20 protein-coding genes are annotated in these 20,473 nt (G+C 61.8%); 17 read left to right on the top strand and 3 right to left on the bottom strand.

Annotated features, from left to right (window positions below; all coding sequences use genetic code 11):
- Positions 1-46: 46 nt before the first annotated feature.
- The 16 genes from hscA to ACIPO9_RS20980 all read left to right on the top strand — a co-directional run bounded on the left by hscA (position 47) and on the right by ACIPO9_RS20980 (position 14,926).
- Positions 47-1,909 (top strand): Fe-S protein assembly chaperone HscA, encoded by a 1,863-nt coding sequence (hscA, locus tag ACIPO9_RS20905; protein WP_400783230.1) that lies wholly within the window; start codon positions 47-49, stop codon positions 1,907-1,909.
- Positions 1,910-1,911: 2 nt separating this feature from the next.
- Complete coding sequence (gene fdx, locus ACIPO9_RS20910) at positions 1,912-2,253, top strand: ISC system 2Fe-2S type ferredoxin (protein WP_274134051.1); 342 nt, start codon at positions 1,912-1,914, stop codon at positions 2,251-2,253.
- Between the two features lie 13 nt (positions 2,254-2,266).
- A complete protein-coding gene (gene iscX / locus ACIPO9_RS20915) occupies positions 2,267-2,467 on the top strand; it encodes a Fe-S cluster assembly protein IscX (protein WP_274134052.1) in 201 nt (66 codons plus the stop codon).
- A gap of 90 nt (positions 2,468-2,557) precedes the next feature.
- Positions 2,558-2,983, top strand: a complete 426-nt coding sequence (gene ndk / locus ACIPO9_RS20920) for a nucleoside-diphosphate kinase (protein WP_081565735.1) — start codon at positions 2,558-2,560, stop codon at positions 2,981-2,983.
- A gap of 27 nt (positions 2,984-3,010) precedes the next feature.
- A complete protein-coding gene (gene rlmN, locus ACIPO9_RS20925; protein ID WP_274134053.1) occupies positions 3,011-4,159 on the top strand; it encodes a 23S rRNA (adenine(2503)-C(2))-methyltransferase RlmN in 1,149 nt (382 codons plus the stop codon).
- Between the two features lie 26 nt (positions 4,160-4,185).
- Positions 4,186-4,944 (top strand): type IV pilus biogenesis/stability protein PilW, encoded by a 759-nt coding sequence (gene pilW / locus ACIPO9_RS20930; RefSeq protein WP_274134054.1) that lies wholly within the window; start codon positions 4,186-4,188, stop codon positions 4,942-4,944.
- Positions 4,944-5,993, top strand: a complete 1,050-nt coding sequence (locus ACIPO9_RS20935) for a RodZ domain-containing protein (RefSeq protein ID WP_400783232.1) — start codon at positions 4,944-4,946, stop codon at positions 5,991-5,993. The genes pilW and ACIPO9_RS20935 overlap by 1 nt, the downstream gene beginning before the upstream one ends.
- Positions 5,994-5,996: 3 nt before the next feature.
- Complete coding sequence (gene ispG, locus ACIPO9_RS20940) at positions 5,997-7,106, top strand: flavodoxin-dependent (E)-4-hydroxy-3-methylbut-2-enyl-diphosphate synthase (RefSeq protein WP_400608770.1); 1,110 nt, start codon at positions 5,997-5,999, stop codon at positions 7,104-7,106.
- Positions 7,107-7,126: 20 nt separating this feature from the next.
- A complete protein-coding gene (gene hisS, locus ACIPO9_RS20945) occupies positions 7,127-8,416 on the top strand; it encodes a histidine--tRNA ligase (RefSeq protein ID WP_400608769.1) in 1,290 nt (429 codons plus the stop codon).
- 50 nt (positions 8,417-8,466) lie between these two features.
- A complete protein-coding gene (locus ACIPO9_RS20950; RefSeq protein ID WP_274134058.1) occupies positions 8,467-9,108 on the top strand; it encodes a YfgM family protein in 642 nt (213 codons plus the stop codon).
- The gene (bamB, locus tag ACIPO9_RS20955) at positions 9,101-10,252 is read left to right on the top strand and encodes an outer membrane protein assembly factor BamB (RefSeq protein ID WP_274134059.1); all 1,152 of its coding nucleotides are present in this window, start codon (positions 9,101-9,103) and stop codon (positions 10,250-10,252) included. The genes ACIPO9_RS20950 and bamB overlap by 8 nt, the downstream gene beginning before the upstream one ends.
- A gap of 150 nt (positions 10,253-10,402) precedes the next feature.
- Positions 10,403-11,872: a ribosome biogenesis GTPase Der gene (gene der / locus ACIPO9_RS20960; RefSeq protein WP_274134060.1), complete on the top strand. Its 1,470-nt coding sequence runs from the start codon at positions 10,403-10,405 to the stop codon at positions 11,870-11,872.
- 118 nt (positions 11,873-11,990) lie between these two features.
- On the top strand, positions 11,991-13,139 hold the full coding sequence (locus ACIPO9_RS20965) for a pyridoxal phosphate-dependent aminotransferase (protein WP_274134061.1): 1,149 nt from the start codon (positions 11,991-11,993) through the stop codon (positions 13,137-13,139).
- Positions 13,127-13,918, top strand: coding sequence for an amidohydrolase (locus tag ACIPO9_RS20970; protein ID WP_400783235.1), 792 nt, complete (start codon positions 13,127-13,129; stop codon positions 13,916-13,918). The genes ACIPO9_RS20965 and ACIPO9_RS20970 overlap by 13 nt, the downstream gene beginning before the upstream one ends.
- A 59-nt stretch (positions 13,919-13,977) precedes the next feature.
- Entirely contained in the window at positions 13,978-14,415 is a 438-nt protein-coding gene (locus tag ACIPO9_RS20975; protein WP_274134063.1) for a hypothetical protein, read from the top strand.
- Positions 14,416-14,536: 121 nt separating this feature from the next.
- The gene (locus ACIPO9_RS20980) at positions 14,537-14,926 is read left to right on the top strand and encodes a hypothetical protein (protein ID WP_400783238.1); all 390 of its coding nucleotides are present in this window, start codon (positions 14,537-14,539) and stop codon (positions 14,924-14,926) included.
- Between the two features lie 185 nt (positions 14,927-15,111).
- Here the strand turns inward: ACIPO9_RS20980 and leuA are convergent, their stop codons facing one another.
- From leuA to xseA, 3 genes are all read right to left on the bottom strand, one after another.
- Positions 15,112-16,797, bottom strand: coding sequence for a 2-isopropylmalate synthase (leuA, locus tag ACIPO9_RS20985; protein ID WP_400783241.1), 1,686 nt, complete (start codon positions 16,795-16,797; stop codon positions 15,112-15,114).
- A gap of 411 nt (positions 16,798-17,208) precedes the next feature.
- Positions 17,209-18,051 carry a peptidoglycan DD-metalloendopeptidase family protein gene (locus ACIPO9_RS20990; protein WP_400783244.1) on the bottom strand — a complete coding sequence of 281 codons (843 nt, stop codon included), beginning with the start codon at positions 18,049-18,051 and terminating at the stop codon, positions 17,209-17,211.
- A gap of 3 nt (positions 18,052-18,054) precedes the next feature.
- Entirely contained in the window at positions 18,055-19,434 is a 1,380-nt protein-coding gene (xseA, locus tag ACIPO9_RS20995; protein WP_400783293.1) for an exodeoxyribonuclease VII large subunit, read from the bottom strand.
- 199 nt (positions 19,435-19,633) lie between these two features.
- Here xseA and ACIPO9_RS21000 point away from each other — a divergent pair, with 199 nt between their 5' ends.
- Positions 19,634-20,419 (top strand): sulfite exporter TauE/SafE family protein, encoded by a 786-nt coding sequence (locus ACIPO9_RS21000; protein ID WP_400783246.1) that lies wholly within the window; start codon positions 19,634-19,636, stop codon positions 20,417-20,419.
- Positions 20,420-20,473 lie beyond the last annotated feature (54 nt).

The raw sequence follows: 20,473 nt of genomic DNA on the forward strand, positions 1-20,473 counted from the left end.
CCCCGCGCCGCCTTTTGGGCGGCGCGCCAGTGATATCAGAAAAGCAATGGCTCTACTGCAGATCGCCGAACCCGGCCAAAGTCCAAAACCACACCAGCGCCGTCTGGCCGTCGGGATCGATCTCGGCACCACCAACTCGCTGGTTGCTGCCCTGCGCAGTGGCATCAGTGAGCCGCTCCCGGATCAGGATGGCCAGGTCATCCTGCCGTCGGCCGTGCGTTATCACGCCGATCGCGTCGAGGTCGGCCAGTCCGCCAAGGACGCTGCCGCCACCGATCCTTTGAACACCATCATTTCGGTCAAGCGCCTCATGGGGCGTGGTATTTCCGATGTGAAGCACCTGGGCGAGCAGTTGCCTTACCGCTTCATCGGCGGCGAGTCGCACATGCCGTTCATCGAGACCGTTCAGGGTGCGAAAAGCCCGGTTGAAGTGTCCGCCGACATCCTCAAGGTGCTGCGCCAGCGCGCAGAAGCCACCCTGGGTGGCGAGTTGGTCGGTGCGGTGATTACCGTTCCTGCCTACTTTGACGACGCTCAGCGCCAGGCCACCAAGGACGCCGCCAAGCTGGCGGGCCTGACCGTGCTGCGCCTGCTAAACGAGCCCACCGCTGCGGCGGTGGCCTATGGTCTGGACCAGAACGCCGAAGGCATCGTGGCCATCTATGACCTGGGCGGCGGCACTTTCGATATTTCGATCCTGCGCCTGACTGGCGGTGTGTTCGAAGTCATGGCCACCGGCGGCGACAGTGCCCTGGGCGGTGACGACTTCGACTACGCCATTGCCAGCTGGATCATTGCCGAGGCGGGTCTGTCGGACGACCTGGACCCTGCAGCCCAGCGCAGTCTGATGCAGATCGCCTGTGCGGCAAAAGAAGCGCTGACCGATGCTGATTCGGTGGATGTCGCTTACGGCCAGTGGACCGGCGTTCTTACCCGCAGCGGCTTCGATGCGCTGATCGAACCAATGATCGCCCGCAGCCTGAAGGCTTGCCGTCGCGCCGTGCGTGACAGCGGCATCGAGCTGGACGAAGTCGAGGCGGTGGTCATGGTTGGTGGATCGACCCGCGTGCCTCGCGTACGTGACGCCGTTGCCGAGCTGTTCGGTCGCCAGCCGCTGACTGAAATCGATCCGGATCAGGTGGTTGCCATTGGTGCAGCGATCCAGGCCGATACGCTGGCAGGCAACAAACGCGATGGTGGCGAGTTGCTGCTGCTAGATGTGATTCCGTTGTCCCTGGGTCTTGAGACCATGGGCGGCCTGATGGAAAAGGTCATTCCGCGCAACACCACGATTCCCGTGGCCCGTGCCCAGGAATTCACCACTTACAAGGACGGCCAGTCGGCCATGATGATTCACGTGCTGCAAGGCGAGCGTGAACTGATCAGCGACTGCCGTTCGTTGGCCCGCTTTGATCTGCGCGGCATTCCGGCCATGGTGGCCGGCGCTGCGAAGATTCGTGTCACCTTCCAGGTCGATGCCGACGGTCTGCTGAGTGTTTCCGCTCGCGAGCTGGCTTCGGGCGTGGAGTCGAGCATTCAGGTCAAGCCGTCCTACGGCCTGACCGACGGCGAAATCGCCCGCATGCTCAAGGATTCGTTCCAGTATGCCGGTGATGACAAGGTGGCCCGCGTGCTGCGTGAGCAGCAGGTCGATGCCCAGCGCCTGATCGAAGCCGTCGAAGGCGCGCTGCAGGCCGACGGCGAGCGTCTGCTCGACGCCGAAGAGCGCATGGTCATCGACATGCAGGTCGAAGAACTCCGTGAATTGATGAAGGGCACCGACGGTGCGGCCATCGAGCAGCAGACCAAGCGTCTGTCGCAGGTGACCGATGCGTTCGCGGCCCGCCGCCTGGACTCGACGGTGAAAGCCGCGCTGGCTGGGCGCAACCTGAATGAGATTGAGGAATAACGATGCCGCAGGTGATTTTTCTGCCCCACAAGGAATTCTGCCCGGACGGGCTGGTGGTCGAGGCTGAGCCGGGCACGTCGATCCTGGAGCTCGCCCACGAGCATCATATCGAGATGGAAAGTGCCTGTGGCGGCGTCTGTGCCTGCACCACTTGCCACTGCATCATCCGCGAGGGCTTCAACTCGCTGGAGGAAGCCGACGAGCTGGAAGAAGACTACCTTGATCGTGCCTGGGGCCTTGAGGCGACTTCGCGCCTGGCGTGCCAGGCCAAGGTCGGGACCGAAGACCTGACCGTCGAAATTCCGAAATATTCGCTTAACCATGCAGCCGAAGCGCCGCACTGACCGAGGGATTGTCATGAGCTACGGTTGGAATGACGTACAACGCATCGCCGAAGAGCTGGCCGAAGCCCATCCGGGCGTCGATCCGTACTCGGTAGGGTTCGTCAAACTGCAACAGATGATTCAGCAACTGCCGGATTTCGATGACACTTCTGGCCGGGTCGGCGAGAAGGTCCTGGAGGCGGTTCAGACCCTTTGGGTCGACGAAATAGACTGATCGTCTCTGCAGGTTAGGCAATACATGAGAACCCGCGTATAATTCGCGGGTTTAATTTTTCGCAAAACTCACTGTTTCTGGAGTTACACCATGGCTGTTCAACGTACTTTCTCGATCATCAAGCCTGATGCCGTTGCCAAAAACGTAATCGGCGAGATCACCACCCGCTTCGAAAAAGCCGGTCTGCGCGTCGTGGCTTCGAAACTGAAGCAACTGTCCAAAGCCGAAGCAGAAGGTTTCTACGCTGAGCACAGCGCTCGCGGTTTCTTCGGTGACCTGGTTGCCTTCATGACTTCGGGTCCAGTGGTCGTTCAGGTTCTGGAAGGCGAAAACGCCATCCTGGCAAACCGTGAGCTGATGGGCGCTACCAACCCTAAAGAAGCTGCTGCCGGCACCATCCGTGCTGACTTCGCCGAGTCCATCGATGCCAACGCCGTTCACGGTTCGGACTCCGAAGCTGCTGCTGCTCGCGAAATCGCTTACTTCTTCGCTGCTACCGAGGTAACCACTCGCTAAGCTGCCGCTGCGAGTGAGGGTGAATCCATGACTGATACAACTGGTAAAATCAACCTGTTGGGCCTGACCCAGCCGGAAATGGAAAAATTCTTCGAGTCCATCGGGGAGAAACGCTTCCGTGCCGGTCAGGTCATGAAGTGGATTCACCACTATGGCGTCGATAACTTCGAAGCCATGACGAACGTCGGCAAGGCGCTGCGCGAAAAGCTCGAGCGTCGTGCCGAAATTCGTGGTCCTGAAGTCGTCAGCGAGGACATCTCCAGCGACGGTACCCGTAAATGGGTCGTTCGCGTGGCGTCCGGCAGCTGCGTCGAGACCGTCTACATTCCGCAGGGCAAGCGCGGCACCTTGTGCGTGTCTTCCCAGGCGGGCTGCGCCCTGGATTGCAGTTTCTGCTCCACCGGTAAGCAAGGCTTCAACAGCAACCTCACCGCCGCCGAAGTCATCGGCCAGGTGTGGATTGCCAACAAATCTTTCGGCAGTGTCCCGGCGACCGTCGACCGTGCCATCACCAACGTGGTGATGATGGGCATGGGCGAGCCATTGCTGAACTTCGACAATGTCATTTCGGCCATGCGTCTGATGATGGACGACTTTGGCTATGGCATTTCCAAACGTCGGGTGACCCTGTCTACCTCCGGCGTGGTGCCGATGATCGACGTGCTGGCCCAGCACATCGACGTCTCCCTGGCCCTGTCGCTGCACGCACCAAACGACGCGCTGCGCAACCAGTTGGTGCCGATCAACAAGAAATACCCGCTCAAGATGCTGCTCGAGTCCTGCCGCAACTACATGTCGGCGCTGGGCGAGAAGCGCGTCCTGACCATCGAGTACACCTTGCTCAAGGATATCAACGACAAGCCTGAGCACGCGGTCGAGATGATCGAGCTGCTCAAGGACACTCCCTGCAAGATCAACCTGATTCCGTTCAACCCGTTCCCGCATTCCGGTTACGAGCGCCCGAGCAACAACGCGATCCGTCGTTTCCAGGATCTGCTGCACCAGGCGGGATTCAACGTCACCGTGCGCACCACCCGCGGTGAAGACATCGATGCTGCCTGCGGCCAGTTGGTCGGGCAGGTAATGGACCGCACTCGTCGCAGCGAACGCTACATCGCTGTGCGCGAACTCAGCGCCGAGCCCGACGGGGCCCAGGCCGCTGCCGCTCGCAACTGACTGCGAACTTGACCGAGAGGATCTCTATGTCCCTGCGCGCTGCGCTGCTGCTGTGTCTTGTCACGTTGATGGCCGGTTGTGTGTCCACCGGCAATGTCGATCCGCTGAGTACCAGCAAGGGACGTGATGAGGCTCGTCAGGCGTATGTGCAACTGGGGCTGGGATATCTTCAGCAAGGTCAGACGGAACGGGCCAAGGCGCCGCTGAAGAAGGCGCTGGAACTCAACAGTTCCGATGCCGACGCCAACGCCGCCCTGGCCCTGGTGTTCCAGACCGAGCTCGAGCCGCAACTGGCCGATGAGTATTACGCCAAGGCGCTGTCCTCGCGGCCCGGAGATGCCCGCATCCTCAACAACTACGGCGGTTTCCTCTACGAGCAGAAGCGCTACAAGGAAGCCTACGCGCGCTTTGAGCAGGCCGCCGATGATAATCTCTACGCTGAGCGTGCCAGGGTGTTCGAAAACCTGGGCATGACGGCGCTCAAGCTCGATGACCGCGCCCAGGCGCTGGAGCACTTCAACAAAGCCTTGAGGCTCGATCGTCAACAACCACGCGCTTTGCTGGAAATGGCTGAGTTGTCTTACGAAGACAGGCATTATGTGCCGGCGCGTGACTATTACGACCGTTTCAGCCAGCTTAGCGAGCAGAATGCACGCAGTCTGTTGCTCGGCACCCGGTTGGCGAAGATTTATGACGATCGCAACAAGGCGGCCAGTTATGGCCTGCTACTCAAAAGACTCTATCCCGGTACCCCGGAATATCAGCAATACCTGTCGGAGCAATGATGAAAGCGGCGCATCCCGAAGTTGTAGCAGCCACTCGCACGAACCCTGGTGAAACCCTGCGCCAGGCTCGCGAGAGCAGAAACTGGTCGCTGCCAGATGTGGCTTTGAGGCTGAACCTCACCTCGACTTCCCTGGGTTATGTGGAAGCGGGCGATTTTGACAAGCTCCCCGGCCATACCTTTGCCCGGGGCTACATCCGTGCCTACGCGAAATTGCTGGGCCTGGACCAGGCAGCCCTGGTCAACGATTTCGACCAGTACACCGGCACCGACGGCAAGGGCAGCAACGTCCATGCCCTGGGGCGCATCGAAGAACCCGTGCGCCTGTCCCACAACATCCTGCGCATCGTCAGCCTGTTGCTGCTGGTTGCCCTGATCGGCGGCGGCTTCGTCTGGTGGCAGGATCAGGCGACCCTGCGCGGCAAGGAACCGACCAGCCTGGGCATGGAACACGTCGAAGTCGAAAGCGCCGACGGCACCACCCAGATTCACCCACTGGACGAGCCGGAGGACCAGGCTGCGACCCAGGCCCAGAACAGCACCACGGCGCCGCTGCCGCTCAACAATGCCGAGCCGGCCGCGCCCGCCACCACGACGCCTGCTGCGCCAACCGCGCCTGCGCCGTCCACCACTGCGCCTGCCACGGCCACCGCCACAGCGCCTGCCCACGGCACCGTTGCCAACCCGGCCGCACCGGTTGCGCCTGCGCACACTGCACCTGCACCAACCACTGCGGCGACCGCAACTGCTCCAGCCCCGGCCACTGCGCCTGCGCCTGCAGCGACTGAAACTGCGCCGACCCCGGCAGGTTTTGGCCAGGTTCAGATCCAGTTCAGCGCCGATTGCTGGTTCCAGGTCACCGACGCCAATGGCAAGGTCCTGACCAGTGGCCTCAAACGCAGCGGCGACAGCATCAACGTCAGTGGCAAGCCGCCGCTGGCCGTGCGCCTGGGCGTCGCCCGTGCCGCGCAAGTGAGCTACAACGGACAGCCTGTGGACGTCGCACCATTCACCTCGGGCCAGACCGCCCGTATGAAGCTGGGGCAATAAGTCATGCACGGCCAATCTCCGATCAAGCGTCGCGAATCTCGTAAAATCTGGGTCGGCTCCGTGCCGGTTGGCGGCGATGCGCCAATCGCAGTACAGAGCATGACCAACAGCGACACCAACGATGTGGCCGCCACGGTCGCCCAGATCAACCGTCTGGAAGCGGCGGGCGTGGACATCGTTCGCGTGTCCGTGCCTGACATGGACGCCGCCGAGGCGTTCGGTCGCATCAAACAACTGGTCAAGGTGCCGCTGGTTGCGGACATCCACTTCGATTACAAGATCGCCCTGCGCGTGGCTGAGCTGGGTGTCGATTGCCTGCGCATCAACCCGGGCAACATCGGCCGCGAAGACCGCGTGCGCGCTGTGGTCGATGCTGCGCGTGATCGCGGCATCCCGATCCGGATCGGCGTTAACGCAGGCTCCCTGGAAAAGGACCTGCAAAAGAAATACGGCGAGCCGACTCCCGCAGCGCTGGTCGAGTCCGCCCTGCGCCACGTCGAACATCTGGAGCGCCTGAACTTCCAGGACTTCAAGGTCAGCGTGAAAGCCTCCGACGTGTTCATGGCCGTTGAAGCCTACCGCCTGCTGGCCAAGGAAATCGTCCAGCCGCTGCACCTGGGCATCACCGAAGCCGGTGGTTTGCGTTCAGGCACAGTGAAATCGGCCGTCGGCCTAGGTATGCTGCTGGCCGAAGGAATCGGCGATACCATCCGTATCTCGCTGGCCGCCGATCCTGTGGAAGAAGTGAAAGTCGGCTACGACATCCTCAAGTCGCTGCACCTGCGTTCCCGTGGCATCAACTTCATCGCCTGCCCGAGCTGCTCGCGGCAGAACTTCGATGTGGTCAAGACCATGAACGAGCTGGAAGGGCGCCTTGAAGACTTGCTGGTGCCGCTGGACGTGGCGGTGATCGGTTGTGTGGTCAACGGTCCAGGCGAAGCCAAGGAGGCCCATGTCGGCCTCACCGGCGGTACGCCGAACCTGATCTACATCGATGGCAAGCCGTCGCAAAAGCTGACCAATGACAACCTTGTGGACGAGCTTGAACGCCTGATCCGCGAGAAAGCGGCCGAAAAGGTCCAGGCCGACGCAGCGCTGATCGTTCGCGGCTAACCCGTTTTCAAGGAATTTTTGTGAGTAAGTCTCTGCAAGCCATTCGTGGCATGAACGACATCCTGCCGGACCAGACGCCACTGTGGCGCTATTTCGAGGGCACCGTGGCCGGTCTGCTGGATAACTACGGTTATCGCCAGATCCGCATGCCGATCGTCGAGTTCACCGACCTGTTCAAGCGCTCCATCGGCGAAGTCACCGACATCGTCGAAAAAGAGATGTACACCTTCGCCGATCGCAACGGCGACTCGCTGACCCTGCGCCCCGAAGGCACGGCAGCCTGCGTGCGCGCGGTGCTGGAACACGGCATCACCGGCGGTGGCCAGGTGCAGAAACTCTGGTACATCGGCCCGATGTTCCGCCACGAGCGCCCGCAGAAAGGCCGCTATCGCCAGTTCCACCAGATTGGTTGCGAAGTGTTCAACCTGGACGGCCCGGACATCGACGCCGAGCTGATCGTGCTGACCTGGCGCCTGTGGGGCCTGCTGGGCATCCGCAACGCCGTCAAGCTCGAACTCAACAGCCTGGGCACCAGCGAGGCCCGTGGGCGCTATCGCGAAGCGCTGGTCGAGTACCTCTCGGCCCGCCATGACCAACTGGACGAAGACAGCCAGCGCCGCCTGAAGACCAACCCGCTGCGCGTGCTCGACACCAAGCACCCTGAAACCCAGGCCGTGCTGGTCGATGCACCCAAGCTTGCGGACTACCTGGACGAAGAATCGCGGGTTCACTTCGAAGGCCTCAAGGCGCGTCTGGACGCTGCCGGCATTCCTTACGTGATCAACCCGAAACTGGTTCGCGGCCTGGATTACTACAGCAAGACCGTTTTCGAATGGGTCACCGACCAACTCGGCGCCCAGGGCACCGTGTGCGCGGGCGGCCGTTACGACGGTCTGGTCGAGCAGATGGGCGGCAAGCCCACCACCGGCGTCGGTTTTGCCATGGGCATCGAGCGCCTGGTGCTGCTGCTGGAAACCCTGGAGCAGGTCCCGGAAGAAATCTCGCGCACCATCGACGTTTACGTCTGCGCCTTCGGCGAAGCCGCCGAACTGGCCGCACTGGCGCTGTCCGAGCGCCTGCGTGACCAGGCGCCGAACCTGCGCCTGCAGGTCAATGCCGGCGCCGGCAGCTTCAAGAGCCAGTTCAAGAAAGCCGACAAGAGCGGTGCGTTGTACGCGCTGATCCTGGGCGATGAAGAACTGGCGCGCAAGGAAGTGGGCGTCAAGCCTCTGCGTGGTCAGGGCGAACAACAAAACATTGCCTGGGATGCTCTGTCCGAGCACCTGGCCACCTGCATTGCGCAGGGTTGAAGCCAGGCCAGGCCTGATAACAAGCAGAATTAGCGAATAGGAGTGTTGGGGTGTCGAATACTGATGATGAGCAGTTGGCCGCGGTCAAGGACTGGTGGCAGCGTAACGGCAAGCCCCTGGTCACTGGTGGCCTGTTGGCAGTGATCGTTGTGCTGGGCTGGCAAGCCTGGCATCGCTATCAGAACAACCAGGCGCAAGGCGCTTCGGCCCTGTATCAGCAATTGCTGGAAACAGCCCTGACGCCAAGCGGCCAGGCCGATGCTGGCCAGGTGGCCCAGATCGCCGGCAAGCTGAAAAGCGATTTCGGCGGCACTGCCTACGCCCAGTACGGCAGCCTGTTCGTGGCCAAGGTGGCTGTCGACACCGGCAAGCTGGACGACGCGGCGAGCGAATTGAAGGCCGTCAGCGACAAACCGGCCAACCCGACGCTGGGCGAGATCGCCCGTCAGCGTCTGGCCCGTGTACTGGCGGCGCAGAACAAGGCTGACGAAGCCCTGAAACTGCTCGACGGCGACGCTGACAAGGCGTTCGCCGCCAGCCGTGAAGAACTGCGTGGCGACCTGCTGGTTCAGTTGGGTCGTACCGACGATGCCTACGCTGCATACAAGAAGGCCAAGGCTTCGCTGTCCGAGCAATCGGCAGTGGGCGGCCTGCAAATGAAGCTCGACGATCTGGCGAAAGGGGATGCGTGACGTGATTCGTTGGAAACATGCGGCAGTGCTGGCTCTGGTCGTTCTGGCCGCGGGTTGCAGCAGCAACAGCAAAAAGGAATTGCCTCCTGCGGATCTGGTCGACTTCAAACCCGAAGTGACCCTGCAGAAACTGTGGAGCCGCTCGGTCGGTGATGGCCAGGGCGACATCTACAACATGCTGGTTCCGGCCATCGACGGCGAGCACATCTACGCCGCCGACGCCAATGGTCTGGTCATGGCCATCGACCGCAGCAACGGCGACGTGCTGTGGAAGAAAGAAATCGAACAGCCTGTTTCCGGCGCCGTGGGCGTAGGTTCCGGCATGGTCATGCTCGGCACCCTGCGTGGCGAAGTGATCGTGCTGGACCAGTCCACCGGCGAGCAGAAGTGGAAGGCCAAGGCCACCAGCGAAGTGCTGTCGGCTCCTGCCACCAACGGTGACGTGGTCGTCGCCCAGACCCAGGACGACAAGGTCATCGGCTACGATGCCGCGACCGGCAATCAGCGCTGGATCTACGAAAGCAGTCCTGCGGTGCTGACCCTGCGCGGCACCGGCGCACCGATCGTCACCGGCCAGCTGGCCGTTGCCGGTCTTTCCACCGGCAAGGTCGTGGCGCTGGACACCAGCAACGGCGTGCCTGTGTGGGAGCAGCGCGTAGCGATTCCACAAGGTCGCTCGGAGCTGGATCGTGTGGTGGATATCGACGGTGGTCTGCTGTTGTCCGGCAGCACGCTGTATGTCGCCACCTACCAGGGTCGCGTTGCGGGCCTGGAACTGCAGAGCGGCCGCGTGCTGTGGCAGCGTGATGCATCGAGCTACTCGGGTGTCGCCCAGGGCTTCGGCAGCGTCTACGTTTCCCTGGCCAGCGGCACTGTGGAAGGCGTCGACGAGCGTTCGTCCACTGCACTGTGGAGCAACGACTCGCTGGCCCGTCGTCAACTGGGCTCGCCGGAAGTGTTCTCCAGCTACGTGGCGGTCGGTGACATGGAAGGCTATCTGCACCTGCTCAGCCAGGTCGACGGTCACTTCGTCGCCCGTGAAAAGATCGACAGCGACGGCCTGCGTGCCCGCCCTCTGGTGTCGGGCAACACCATTTACGTCTTTGGCAACAGCGGCAAGCTGGAAGCCCTGACGATCAAGTGATGGCTGTCTATGCTTGGGGAGGCCGGTGACCGGCGTTCCCCTCGCGGCCCCGCCTGACGGGGCTTGCGGCACTTCGGGTGCCGCTCCGAACTCCGGCCGCTGCCTTGCAGCGGCTTTTGTATTTTCTGAAATAACGAAGTGGAGAGCCGCATGGTTCCCGTAATCGCCCTGGTGGGTCGACCGAACGTCGGCAAGTCCACCTTGTTCAACCGCCTGACCAGGAGTCGCGACGCCATCGTCGGTGACTTGTCCGGTCTGACCCGCGATCGCCAGTACGGTGAGGCCAAGTGGCAAGGGCGTTCCTACATTGTGATCGACACCGGCGGTATCTCCGGTGACGAGCATGGCATGGACGAAAAGATGGCCGAGCAGTCGCTGCTGGCCATCGAAGAAGCCGATGTCGTGCTGTTCCTGGTGGACGCCAAGGCCGGCTTCACCGCTGCCGACCAGATGATTGGCGAGCACCTGCGCAAGCGCAACAAGACCTCGTTCGTGGTCGCCAACAAGGTCGACAACATCGACCCTGACATGGCCCGCGCCGAGTTCGCCCCGCTGGGCATGGGCGACGCGATCCCGATCGCCGGTGCTCACGGTCGCGGCATCACGCAGATGCTGGAAGTCGCGCTGAGCCGTTTCCCCAAGGACGCCGACGAAGTTGAAGAAGGCGAAGAAGAGGAAGTCGCCGAGGGCGAGGAAGCCAAGCGCATTCCGGGCCCGGGCGAGAAAGACGGCATCAAGATCGCCATCATCGGTCGTCCGAACGTGGGCAAATCCACGCTGGTCAACCGCATGCTGGGTGAAGATCGGGTCATCGTCTATGACCAGCCCGGCACCACCCGCGACAGCATCTACATCCCGTTCGAGCGCAACGACGAGAAGTACACGCTGATCGACACCGCCGGTGTGCGCAAGCGCGGCAAGATCCACGAGGAAGTCGAGAAGTTCTCGGTGGTCAAGACGCTGCAGGCGATCAAGGACGCCAACGTGGTGATCTTCGTCATGGACGCCCGCGAAGGCGTGGTCGACCATGACCTGAACCTGCTGGGCTTCGCGCTGGAGGCCGGTCGTGCGCTGGTCATCGCCCTGAACAAGTGGGACGGCATGGAGCCGAGCGAACGTGACTACGTGAAGACCGAACTGCAGCGTCGGCTGTTCTTCGTCGACTTCGCCGACATTCACTTCATCTCCGCGCTGCACGGCACCGGCGTCGGCAACCTGTACCAGTCGGTGCAGGCCTCGTTCAAGTCGGCGGTCACCCGCTGGCCGACCAGCCGCCTGACCCAGATTCTCGAAGACGCCGTCAGCGAGCACCAGCCACCGATGGTCAATGGCCGCCGTATCAAGCTGCGTTACGCTCACCTGGGTGGTGCGAACCCGCCGCTGATCGTGATCCACGGCAACCAGGTCGAGAAGGTGCCCAAGTCGTACATTCGTTACCTTGAGAACACCTATCGCCGCGTGCTCAAGCTGGTCGGTACGCCGATCCGCATCGAGTTCAAGGGTGGCGAAAACCCGTACGAAGGCAACAAGAACACGCTGACCGACCGCCAGGTCAACAAGAAGCGTCGCTTGATGTCGCACCACAAGAAGGCCGAGAAGAAGCGCAAGGACAAGCGCTGATTCTGTAACGGACTTTCTTCGAAAAGGCGCCAATGGCGCCTTTTTTTGTGCTTGTCATTCGGGCTATCCTGCGGGTTCCCCTGCCGTTCTTGAGTGGGGTGTGGAGCAGGAAAACCCTATGATCACCAGCAAATTACCGAATGTTGGCACCACCATCTTCACCGTGATGTCCCAGCTTGCAGCCGAGACCGGGGCGATCAATCTTTCCCAGGGTTTTCCCGATTTCGACGGGCCCGACGCACTGCGTGAGGCCCTGTGCCGCCACACGATGGAAGGCCACAACCAGTACGCGCCCATGGCCGGCCTGCCTGCGTTGCGCGAGCAGGTGGCCGCCAAGATCGCCCGTTCCTACGGCCGCCAGGTCAATCTCGACAGCGAGATCACCATTACCCCTGGTGCGACCCACGCCATTTTCTGCGCCATCCAGACCGTGGTGCGGCCAGGTGATGAAGTCATCGTCTTCGATCCGAGCTACGACAGCTACGAGCCTTCGGTGGAACTGGCCGGTGGCCGCTGCGTGCACGTCCAGCTAACCGACGGCGACTTCTCCATCGACTGGGAAAAGCTCGGCGCCGCCTTAAGCCCGCGCACCCGCATGATTATCATCAACAGTCCGCACAACCCCAGCGGCGCGCTGATCACCCGCAGCGAGCTGGACAAGCTGGCCGCGCTGATTCGCGATCGGGATATCTATCTGGTCAGCGACGAGGTGTACGAGCATCTGGTGTTCGATGGCGTGAAACACGCCAGTGTGCTGGCCCATGATGAGCTGTATCAGCGTGCGTTCGTGGTCAGTTCCTTCGGCAAGACCTACCACGTCACTGGCTGGAAAACTGGCTACCTGGTAGCGCCGCCCGCGCTGACTGCCGAGATGCGCAAGATTCACCAGTTCGTCGGTTTCTGTGGCGTGACGCCATTGCAGTGGGCGCTGGCAGATTTCATGGCGGCATGCCCTGAGCATGTCGAGGAGCTGCCAGGGTTCTATCAGGCCAAGCGCGATTTTTTCTGCGACCGCCTCGAGGCTTCGCGTTTCAGCTTCACCCGCGCCAGCGGCACCTACTTCCAACTGGTGGACTATTCGAAGATCCGCCCGGACCTCAACGACGTCGAGATGTCACTGTGGATGACCCGCGAGCACGGCGTGGCCAGCATCCCGATTTCAGTGTTCTACCAGAATCCGCCCGAAGGCCAGCGTCTGATTCGCCTGTGCTTTCCCAAGCGTGAGGAGACGTTGCTCAAGGCAGCGGAAAAACTATGCGCGATCTGAGTCAATTGCCCAACCTGAACATCGCCCTGGTGCAGACCACGCTGGTCTGGCACGACTGCAAGGCCAACCACGCGCACTTCGAGGAGTTGCTCGACCAGGCCCGGGGTGCTGATCTGGTGATTCTGCCGGAGATGTTCACCACCGGCTTTTCCATGGATTCCGAAACCCTGGCGGAGCCCGAGCACGGTGTCACTGCCAAATGGCTGCTCAACCAGGCCAAGCGTATCAATGCCGTGGTCACCGGCAGCGTGATCATTCGCGCCGCCGACGGCAGTCATCGCAATCGACTGCTGTGGGCGCGGCCGGACGGCGAGTTGCTGCATTACGACAAGCGCCACCTGTTCCGCATGGCTGGCGAGCATGAGCACTACAGCCCAGGTGACAGGCAGGTGCAGTTCGAACTCAAGGGCTGGCGGATTCGTCCGCTGATCTGCTACGACCTGCGCTTCCCGGTCTGGAGCCGAGGTTCGCAAGACACCGACCTGCTGCTGTACACCGCGAACTGGCCGGGAGCCCGTCGCCAGCACTGGAACCGTCTGTTGCCTGCACGGGCCATCGAGAATCTGTGCTACGTCGCGGCGGTCAACCGCATCGGCACGGACGGCAAAGGCTTTGCCTACACCGGCGACAGCCAGGTGCTGGACTTCCAGGGCGAAAGCCTGCTGAACATCGGCGAGGCCGACGGCGTGTTCCATGTCAGCCTGTCTGCCGAGAGCCTGGCGGCTTACCGGCAGCGGTTCCCGGCATATCTCGACGCTGATACATTCGAGATACACTAAGTGCATGGAGTTTGCGGGGTGTGCGGTCGATAGCGGTTGTACCAAAACAGGAGATCGGTATGACCACCATCAGTACATCCTCATTGAGTGCCTACACCAGCAGTTTCACCGTAGCGGTCAAGAAAGACACCACGACCGACGCCACTGACACCGACAGCTCGACCGCCGCTGCCGCCTCGACCACTTCCGCCTCGGCGTCGGGTGCGGCGGGTGGGGCAGCCGGTGCCGGCGGCGCTGGCTCAAGCTCTGATTCCTCCAGCGAAAGCGAGCAGGCCATCGAGAAGCTCGAGCAGCAGATCAAGGAAACCGAGAAACGCCTGCAAGAGCAGGAGCAGCAACTGGCTGCCGCTCAGGCGAGCAAGGGTTCCGATGAAGAGAAAGCCCAGCGGGTAATGGCCATTCAAGGGCAGATTTCCACGACTACCGCCAGCCTGGCGACCCAGGAAGCGGCGCTGGTTCAATTGCAGAAATCCGGCAGCATCAACACCACCGCCTGACAAACGCTTGAAGAAGCACTCCATGGCCAACGCCGTGGGGTGTCTTCGTGCGTGCTCGATCAGTGGACTTCAGTTCTTTGTAAGCCGGCCGATACAAAGGGCACTGAAAAAGGAGTTCATCATGACAACGATCAATGTCGGTGGCCTGAGCGCTTATCCCAGCGTTTTCACGGCTGGCTTCAAGAATGACGAGTCCACGAAAGACGACTCGGTGAAGGTGGCGGCTGACCTGAGCACAGCCGTTGCGCCGAGCAAGCCTTCGACCGTGGGCACCACCACGCGCGAGCAGATGATCAAGCAGATTCAGGAACAGATCAAAGAAGTGCAGAAACGGCTCCAGGAACAGCAGAAACAACTGGCGGCGATTCAGCACAGCAAACTGGCGGAGCAGGACAAGGCCGCGCAGGTGTCGGCCATTTCGCAGCAGATTGCCAACACCACGTCACAATTGATGGCGTTGCAGGCGTCGTTGCTGGAGCTGATGAAAGGCTCCGTCAACACCACCGCCTGACCGATCCGCATCCACAAAAAAGGCCCTGAAGCGTTTGCGTCAGGGCCTTTTTTATCGCCTCAAGATCGCCCCGCGGGCAAGCCCGGCTGCTACGGGATGTGGGCGTTCACAGATCTATCGACCACCTCAACACCCGTAGCAGCACGGCTTGCCGGCGGGGGCGTCCTTGAGAACGCCCCCGGCCATCAGGCGGCCTTGGCGGCCACTTCTGCCTGGATCAAACCACGGTTCAGCGCACTGAACAGCGCCTTGAAGCTCGCGGTGGTGATGTTTTCATCGATGCCCACGCCGTGTACCGCGCGGTCGCCGTTCACGCGCAACTCGATGTAGGCAGCGGCCTTGGCCGTGGTGCCCGCGCCGATGGCGTGTTCGTTGTAGTCCATGATCTCCACCGGAACCGGCAGGCCGGCGACCAGTGCTTCCAGCGCGCCGTTGCCCTTGCCGCGCCAGTGCAGGTTGCTCTCGCCGTCACCTTTGCCAGTGACTTCGACTTCCACAGCACTGTGGCCGTTCTCTTCCTGCAGGCGATGGCTGACCAGCGCGTACGGCTTGTTGGCTTGCAGGTACTCGTTCTTGAACAGCGAGTAGATCTGCTGCGCAGTCATTTCCAGGCCCAGACGGTCGGTTTCGCCCTGGACCACCTGGCTGAATTCGATCTGCATGCGACGAGGCAGGGAGATGCCGTATTCCTGTTCCAGCAAGTAGGTGATACCACCCTTGCCAGACTGGCTGTTCACACGAATCACCGCTTCGTAGCTGCGGCCGATGTCTGCCGGGTCGATCGGCAGGTACGGCACTTCCCACAGCGCATCTTCTTTCTGCTGGGTGAAGCCCTTGCGAATGGCGTCCTGGTGCGAGCCGGAGAACGCGGTGTGAACCAGGTCACCGACGTACGGATGACGTGGGTGAACCGGAATCTGGTTGCACTCCTCGACGACCTTGCGCACGCCGTCGATGTCGGAAAAGTCCAGTTGCGGGTTCAGACCCTGGGTGTACATGTTGAGGGCAACAGTCACCAGGTCGACGTTACCGGTGCGCTCGCCGTTGCCGAACAGGCAGCCTTCGACGCGATCGGCACCGGCCATCAGGCCCAGCTCGGTCGCGGCAACGCCGGTGCCACGGTCGTTGTGGGTGTGCAGGCTGATGATGACGCTGTCACGACGGTTGATGTTGCGGCAGAACCACTCGATCTGGTCGGCGTAGATGTTGGGCGTCGCCACTTCAACGGTGGCCGGCAGGTTGAGGATCACCTTGTTCTGCGGCGTGGCGTTCCACACTTCGATCACGGCGTCACACACTTCCTTGGCGAAATCGAGTTCGGTGGCGCTGAAGGTTTCAGGCGAGTACTCGAACTGCCACTGGGTTTCCGGCTGCTGGGCGGCGTATTTGACGAACAGCTTGGCCGCGTTGACCGCGATGGCCTTGATGCCGTCCTTTTCCTGGTTGAACACGATGCGACGGAAAGAAGGGGAGGTGGCGTTGTACAGGTGAACGATGGCCTTCTTGGCGCCACGCAAGGATTCGAAGGTACGGGCAATCAGGTCTTCACGGCCCTGGGTCAGCACCTGGATGGTGGTGTCGTCCGGGATGTGGCCATCTTCGATCAGGGTACGCACGAAGTCGAAGTCGGTCTGCGAGGCCGCAGGGAACGAGGCTTCGATTTCCTTCACGCCCACTTGCACCAGGGTTTTCCAGAAGCGCAGTTTCTTGACCGAGTCCATTGGCTCGATCAGCGATTGGTTACCGTCGCGCAGGTCAGAGCTGCACCAGATCGGCACTTCGGTGATGGTCTTGGAAGGCCAGGTGCGATCAGGCAGGTCGATGACAGGAAACGGACGGTACTTCTTCGAGGGATCTTTGAGCATGGTCATGTGAATAATCCTTTTTGTACTCAGGGCCGAGAGAAGGCGGCCAACCGGTTGTTACGAATAGAGGGGGCGAGGCACCGCAATTCAACCTGGCAGTCGTGCACTGACGAGACTGAGGCAGCGATGTTGACGCAGCAGGATGAGGGTTTGAGCGGTTTTCATAGGTCCAACCGTAACCAATGGGGTGAAAGCTGGCAAGTAGTTGGAAAAAATTGGGAGGAAATGTCGAGAATGGCTGTTTTAGGTGATCTGCTAGCGAATTTCGATGTGAGATTGAGATTTTATTGCCGGACATATTTAGTCCGCGCAACTCAATCATGTAGGAGCGCGCTTGCCCGCGACCGCAGTGTGTCAGGGTAATCATCCTGGATGACACACCGCGGTCGCGGGCAAGCGCGGTCCTACAGTTGGGTGTTACGGCTGGAAGGCATTGATAAAGATAGCCGGATCAACTCGCGCATCGTTCAGGCTCACGTTCCAGTGCATGTGCGGCCCTGTCGCACGCCCCGTCGAACCCACACGCCCGACCACACCACCACGCGCCACGGCGTCCCCGACCTTCACGTCGATCTTCGACATATGGCAGAACATGCTGATAAAGCCCTGGCCGTGATCCACGAACACCGTGTTGCCATTGAAGAAGTAATTGCCGATCAGGATCACCTTGCCCGCCGCCGGCGACTTGACCGGCGTGCCCGCCGGAACGGCAAAGTCCAGACCGGCGTGGGGGTTGCGCTCTTCGCCATTGAAGAAACGGCGCACGCCGAACTTGCTCGACAGCGGGCCATCGACCGGTTTGTCCAGCAACAGGTTGCTCGGCGTAACCGGGCTGAAACTGCGATAGGCGCGGACCTGCACGTCCAGTTCCTGCTCGATACGCTTGAGATCATCCGGGTTCGGATTCACCTGGCGCTGATTCTTCAGGGTGATGTGCTGCTCGGGGTATTTCTTGGTGCCCACGCTGAACGGCAGGTTGCGACCGCCGCTGCTGACCTGCTGCGAGGTGCCGGGTTTGACGCTGAGCGGGATGCCGACAATCGCCAGCCAGCGCGCGTCCTGGTCCTTGACCACCAGCACCGGCTTGCCTTGAAACGTGGCCTTGGGCGCTTGCGCCGCCGGGCCCAGATCGACCACGGCAACGCCACCCGGCACGGGCTTGTTCAGCAGCCGGGAAATGTAGCTGTCAGCATGGGCCGGAAGCGCCAGGCACATCGCCAGCGCAGCGCCAGCCAGAGAGCGGGAAATAAAAGGCAGCATCGATCAATCCAGAAGAGAAAGGGTGACGGGCGTCAGGTGGTTGTCTTCCACGCGCACTTGCAGTTCGCCCTCGGCCAGTTTCGCGGTCAGGCGTTGGCCGGTTTGCGTCTGCTCGGCCGAGCGGATGGCCCTGCCGCGATCATCCAGCAGAATGCTGTAGCCACGGCCAAGGGTCGCCAACGGGCTGACCACGTTCAGCGTCTGCACCTGGCTTTGCAGTTGCAGGCGGCGGGTTTTGATATTTTCCTTGATGGCCCGGGGCAGGCGCTCGGCCAGCACATCCAGGCGCTGGCGCAGGAACGCCAGGGTGCGCCCCGGATGCTGCGCGGCCAGCCGGCTCTCCAGATGGCTCATGCGCACCTGGCGTTTGTGCATTTGCTGCTCGAAGGCGCGACGCATGCGCATGTCCAGGTCGTCCAGGCGCTGTGCCCGCTGGCGCAGACGCTCACCGGGATGGCGAAGGCGGCGGGAGATGCCGTCCAGCCGCAGCTTCTCGCGCATCAGGCGATCCTGCATGCGGCTGACCAGACGCCGTTGCAGGCTGTCGACGCGCCGATGCAGATCGCTGGAATCCGGGGCCAGCAGTTCGGCGGCGGCCGAGGGCGTGGGGGCGCGCACGTCGGCCACGAAGTCACTGATCGAGACATCGGTTTCATGCCCGACCGCACTGACGATAGGCGTCACGCACGCGTCGATGGCGCGAGCCACGGCCTCTTCGTTGAAGCACCACAGATCTTCCAGCGAACCGCCGCCACGGGCCAGGATCAGCGCATCGAAGCCTCGGGTATCGGCGAGCTTGAGCGCGCGCACGATCTGGGCGATCGCCTCGCGGCCTTGCACGGCGGTGGGGATCAGGGTCAGCTCGACCTGCGGCGCACGGCGGCGGAACACGCTGATGATGTCGCGGATCACCGCGCCCGTGGGCGAACTGATGATGCCGATGCGCTGCGGATGCAGGGGCAGGGCGACCTTGCGTTCGGCGCTGAACAGCCCTTCGGCGTTGAGCTTGTCCTTCAGGGCATCGAAGGCCATCCGCAACGCGCCATCGCCGGCGGGCTCCACGGTGTCGAGAATCAGCTGGTAATCGCCGCGCCCTTCGAACAGCGAAACCTTGCCGCGCACCTTGACCGCCAGACCGTCCTTGAGCACTTGCCGCACCCGCGCCGCATTGCTGCGAAACAGCGCGCAACGCACTTGGGCACCGCTGTCCTTGAGGGTGAAGTAGACGTGGCCGGAGGCCGGACGCGAAAGGTTGGAAATCTCGCCCTCGACCCAGATGTTCGAAAACACATCTTCCAGCAGCACGCGCGCACGGCCGTTGAGCTGGCTGACAGTAAGGACTTCCCGGTCAAGGCCGAGTCTTGCGAAGGGGTCTTTGATCATGGCAGGCATGATAAAGGCATTGCGGGCTAGCCCACCACCGTTGTCACGCTTTTGCCCGTGTAGGAGCGCGCTTGCCCGCGATTGCGGTGTGTCAGGTTCAACGCCGTCAATGTCACACCGCAATCGTCCGCATGCGGCCCAGACCAAGCGCGCTCCTATAGTATCCTCCCCGCACTGCACCCCTTCCAAGGAGGAAACAATGCTCGCCGCGCTCAACGATCTTTCGGTCGCCTTCAACCAACTGGGCCTGACCCCGACCGACTGGCTGTTCATCGAAGCCGGCGTCATCGCCGCTTACCTGGTCTTCGCCATCGCAGGCTTCGGCACGGCGCTGGTCGCAGGCCCGGTGCTGATCCACTTCATGCCCCTGTCGCGGATCATCCCCCTGCTGGTGATGCTGGATTTTCTCGCCGCATTCAGCCACCTGCTGCCGTCGCGGCAATCGGTGGTGCGCTCAGAGCTGTTTCGCATGGTGCCGTGCATGGCGGTCGGCTGCACCCTGGGCGTGCTGTTTCTGCTCAACCTCAAATCCGACGTCCTTCTATTAATGATGGGCCTGTTTCTGATCGGTTATTCGGTCTACAGCCTGGCCGTGAAAGTGCGCCCGACCCAGTTGTCTGCCGCATGGTCGATTCCCATGGGTACCACGGGCGGGCTGTTCGGCGCGCTGTTCGGCAGCGGCGGCTTTCTCTACGCGATCTACCTCAACGGCCGGCTGACCGACAAGGTCCAGGCCCGCGCCACGCAGAACGCGCTCATCAGTTGCAGCACCATCGTGCGTCTTAGCCTGTTCGTGATCACCGGGGTCTATGCGCAGATGTCCCTGCTGGTGCTGGCGGTCTGTCTGTTACCGGCGATGATCGTCGGCTCGTGGGTGGGGCGGCATCTGGTCATGCGCATGTCGCGGGAGATGTTCGTGCGGCTGGTGACCTGGATGGTGCTCATCAGTGGCATCACCCTGATCGGTCGCTACCTGGCCGGTTAAGGTCAATACTTGACGTGACCGGCGCGGGCATTAAGCTGCGCGCCCCGATTCAAT

The sequence above is a fragment of the Pseudomonas sp. NPDC090203 genome (genome assembly GCF_044746765.1).
GTDB lineage: Bacteria > Pseudomonadota > Gammaproteobacteria > Pseudomonadales > Pseudomonadaceae > Aquipseudomonas > Aquipseudomonas putida_AD.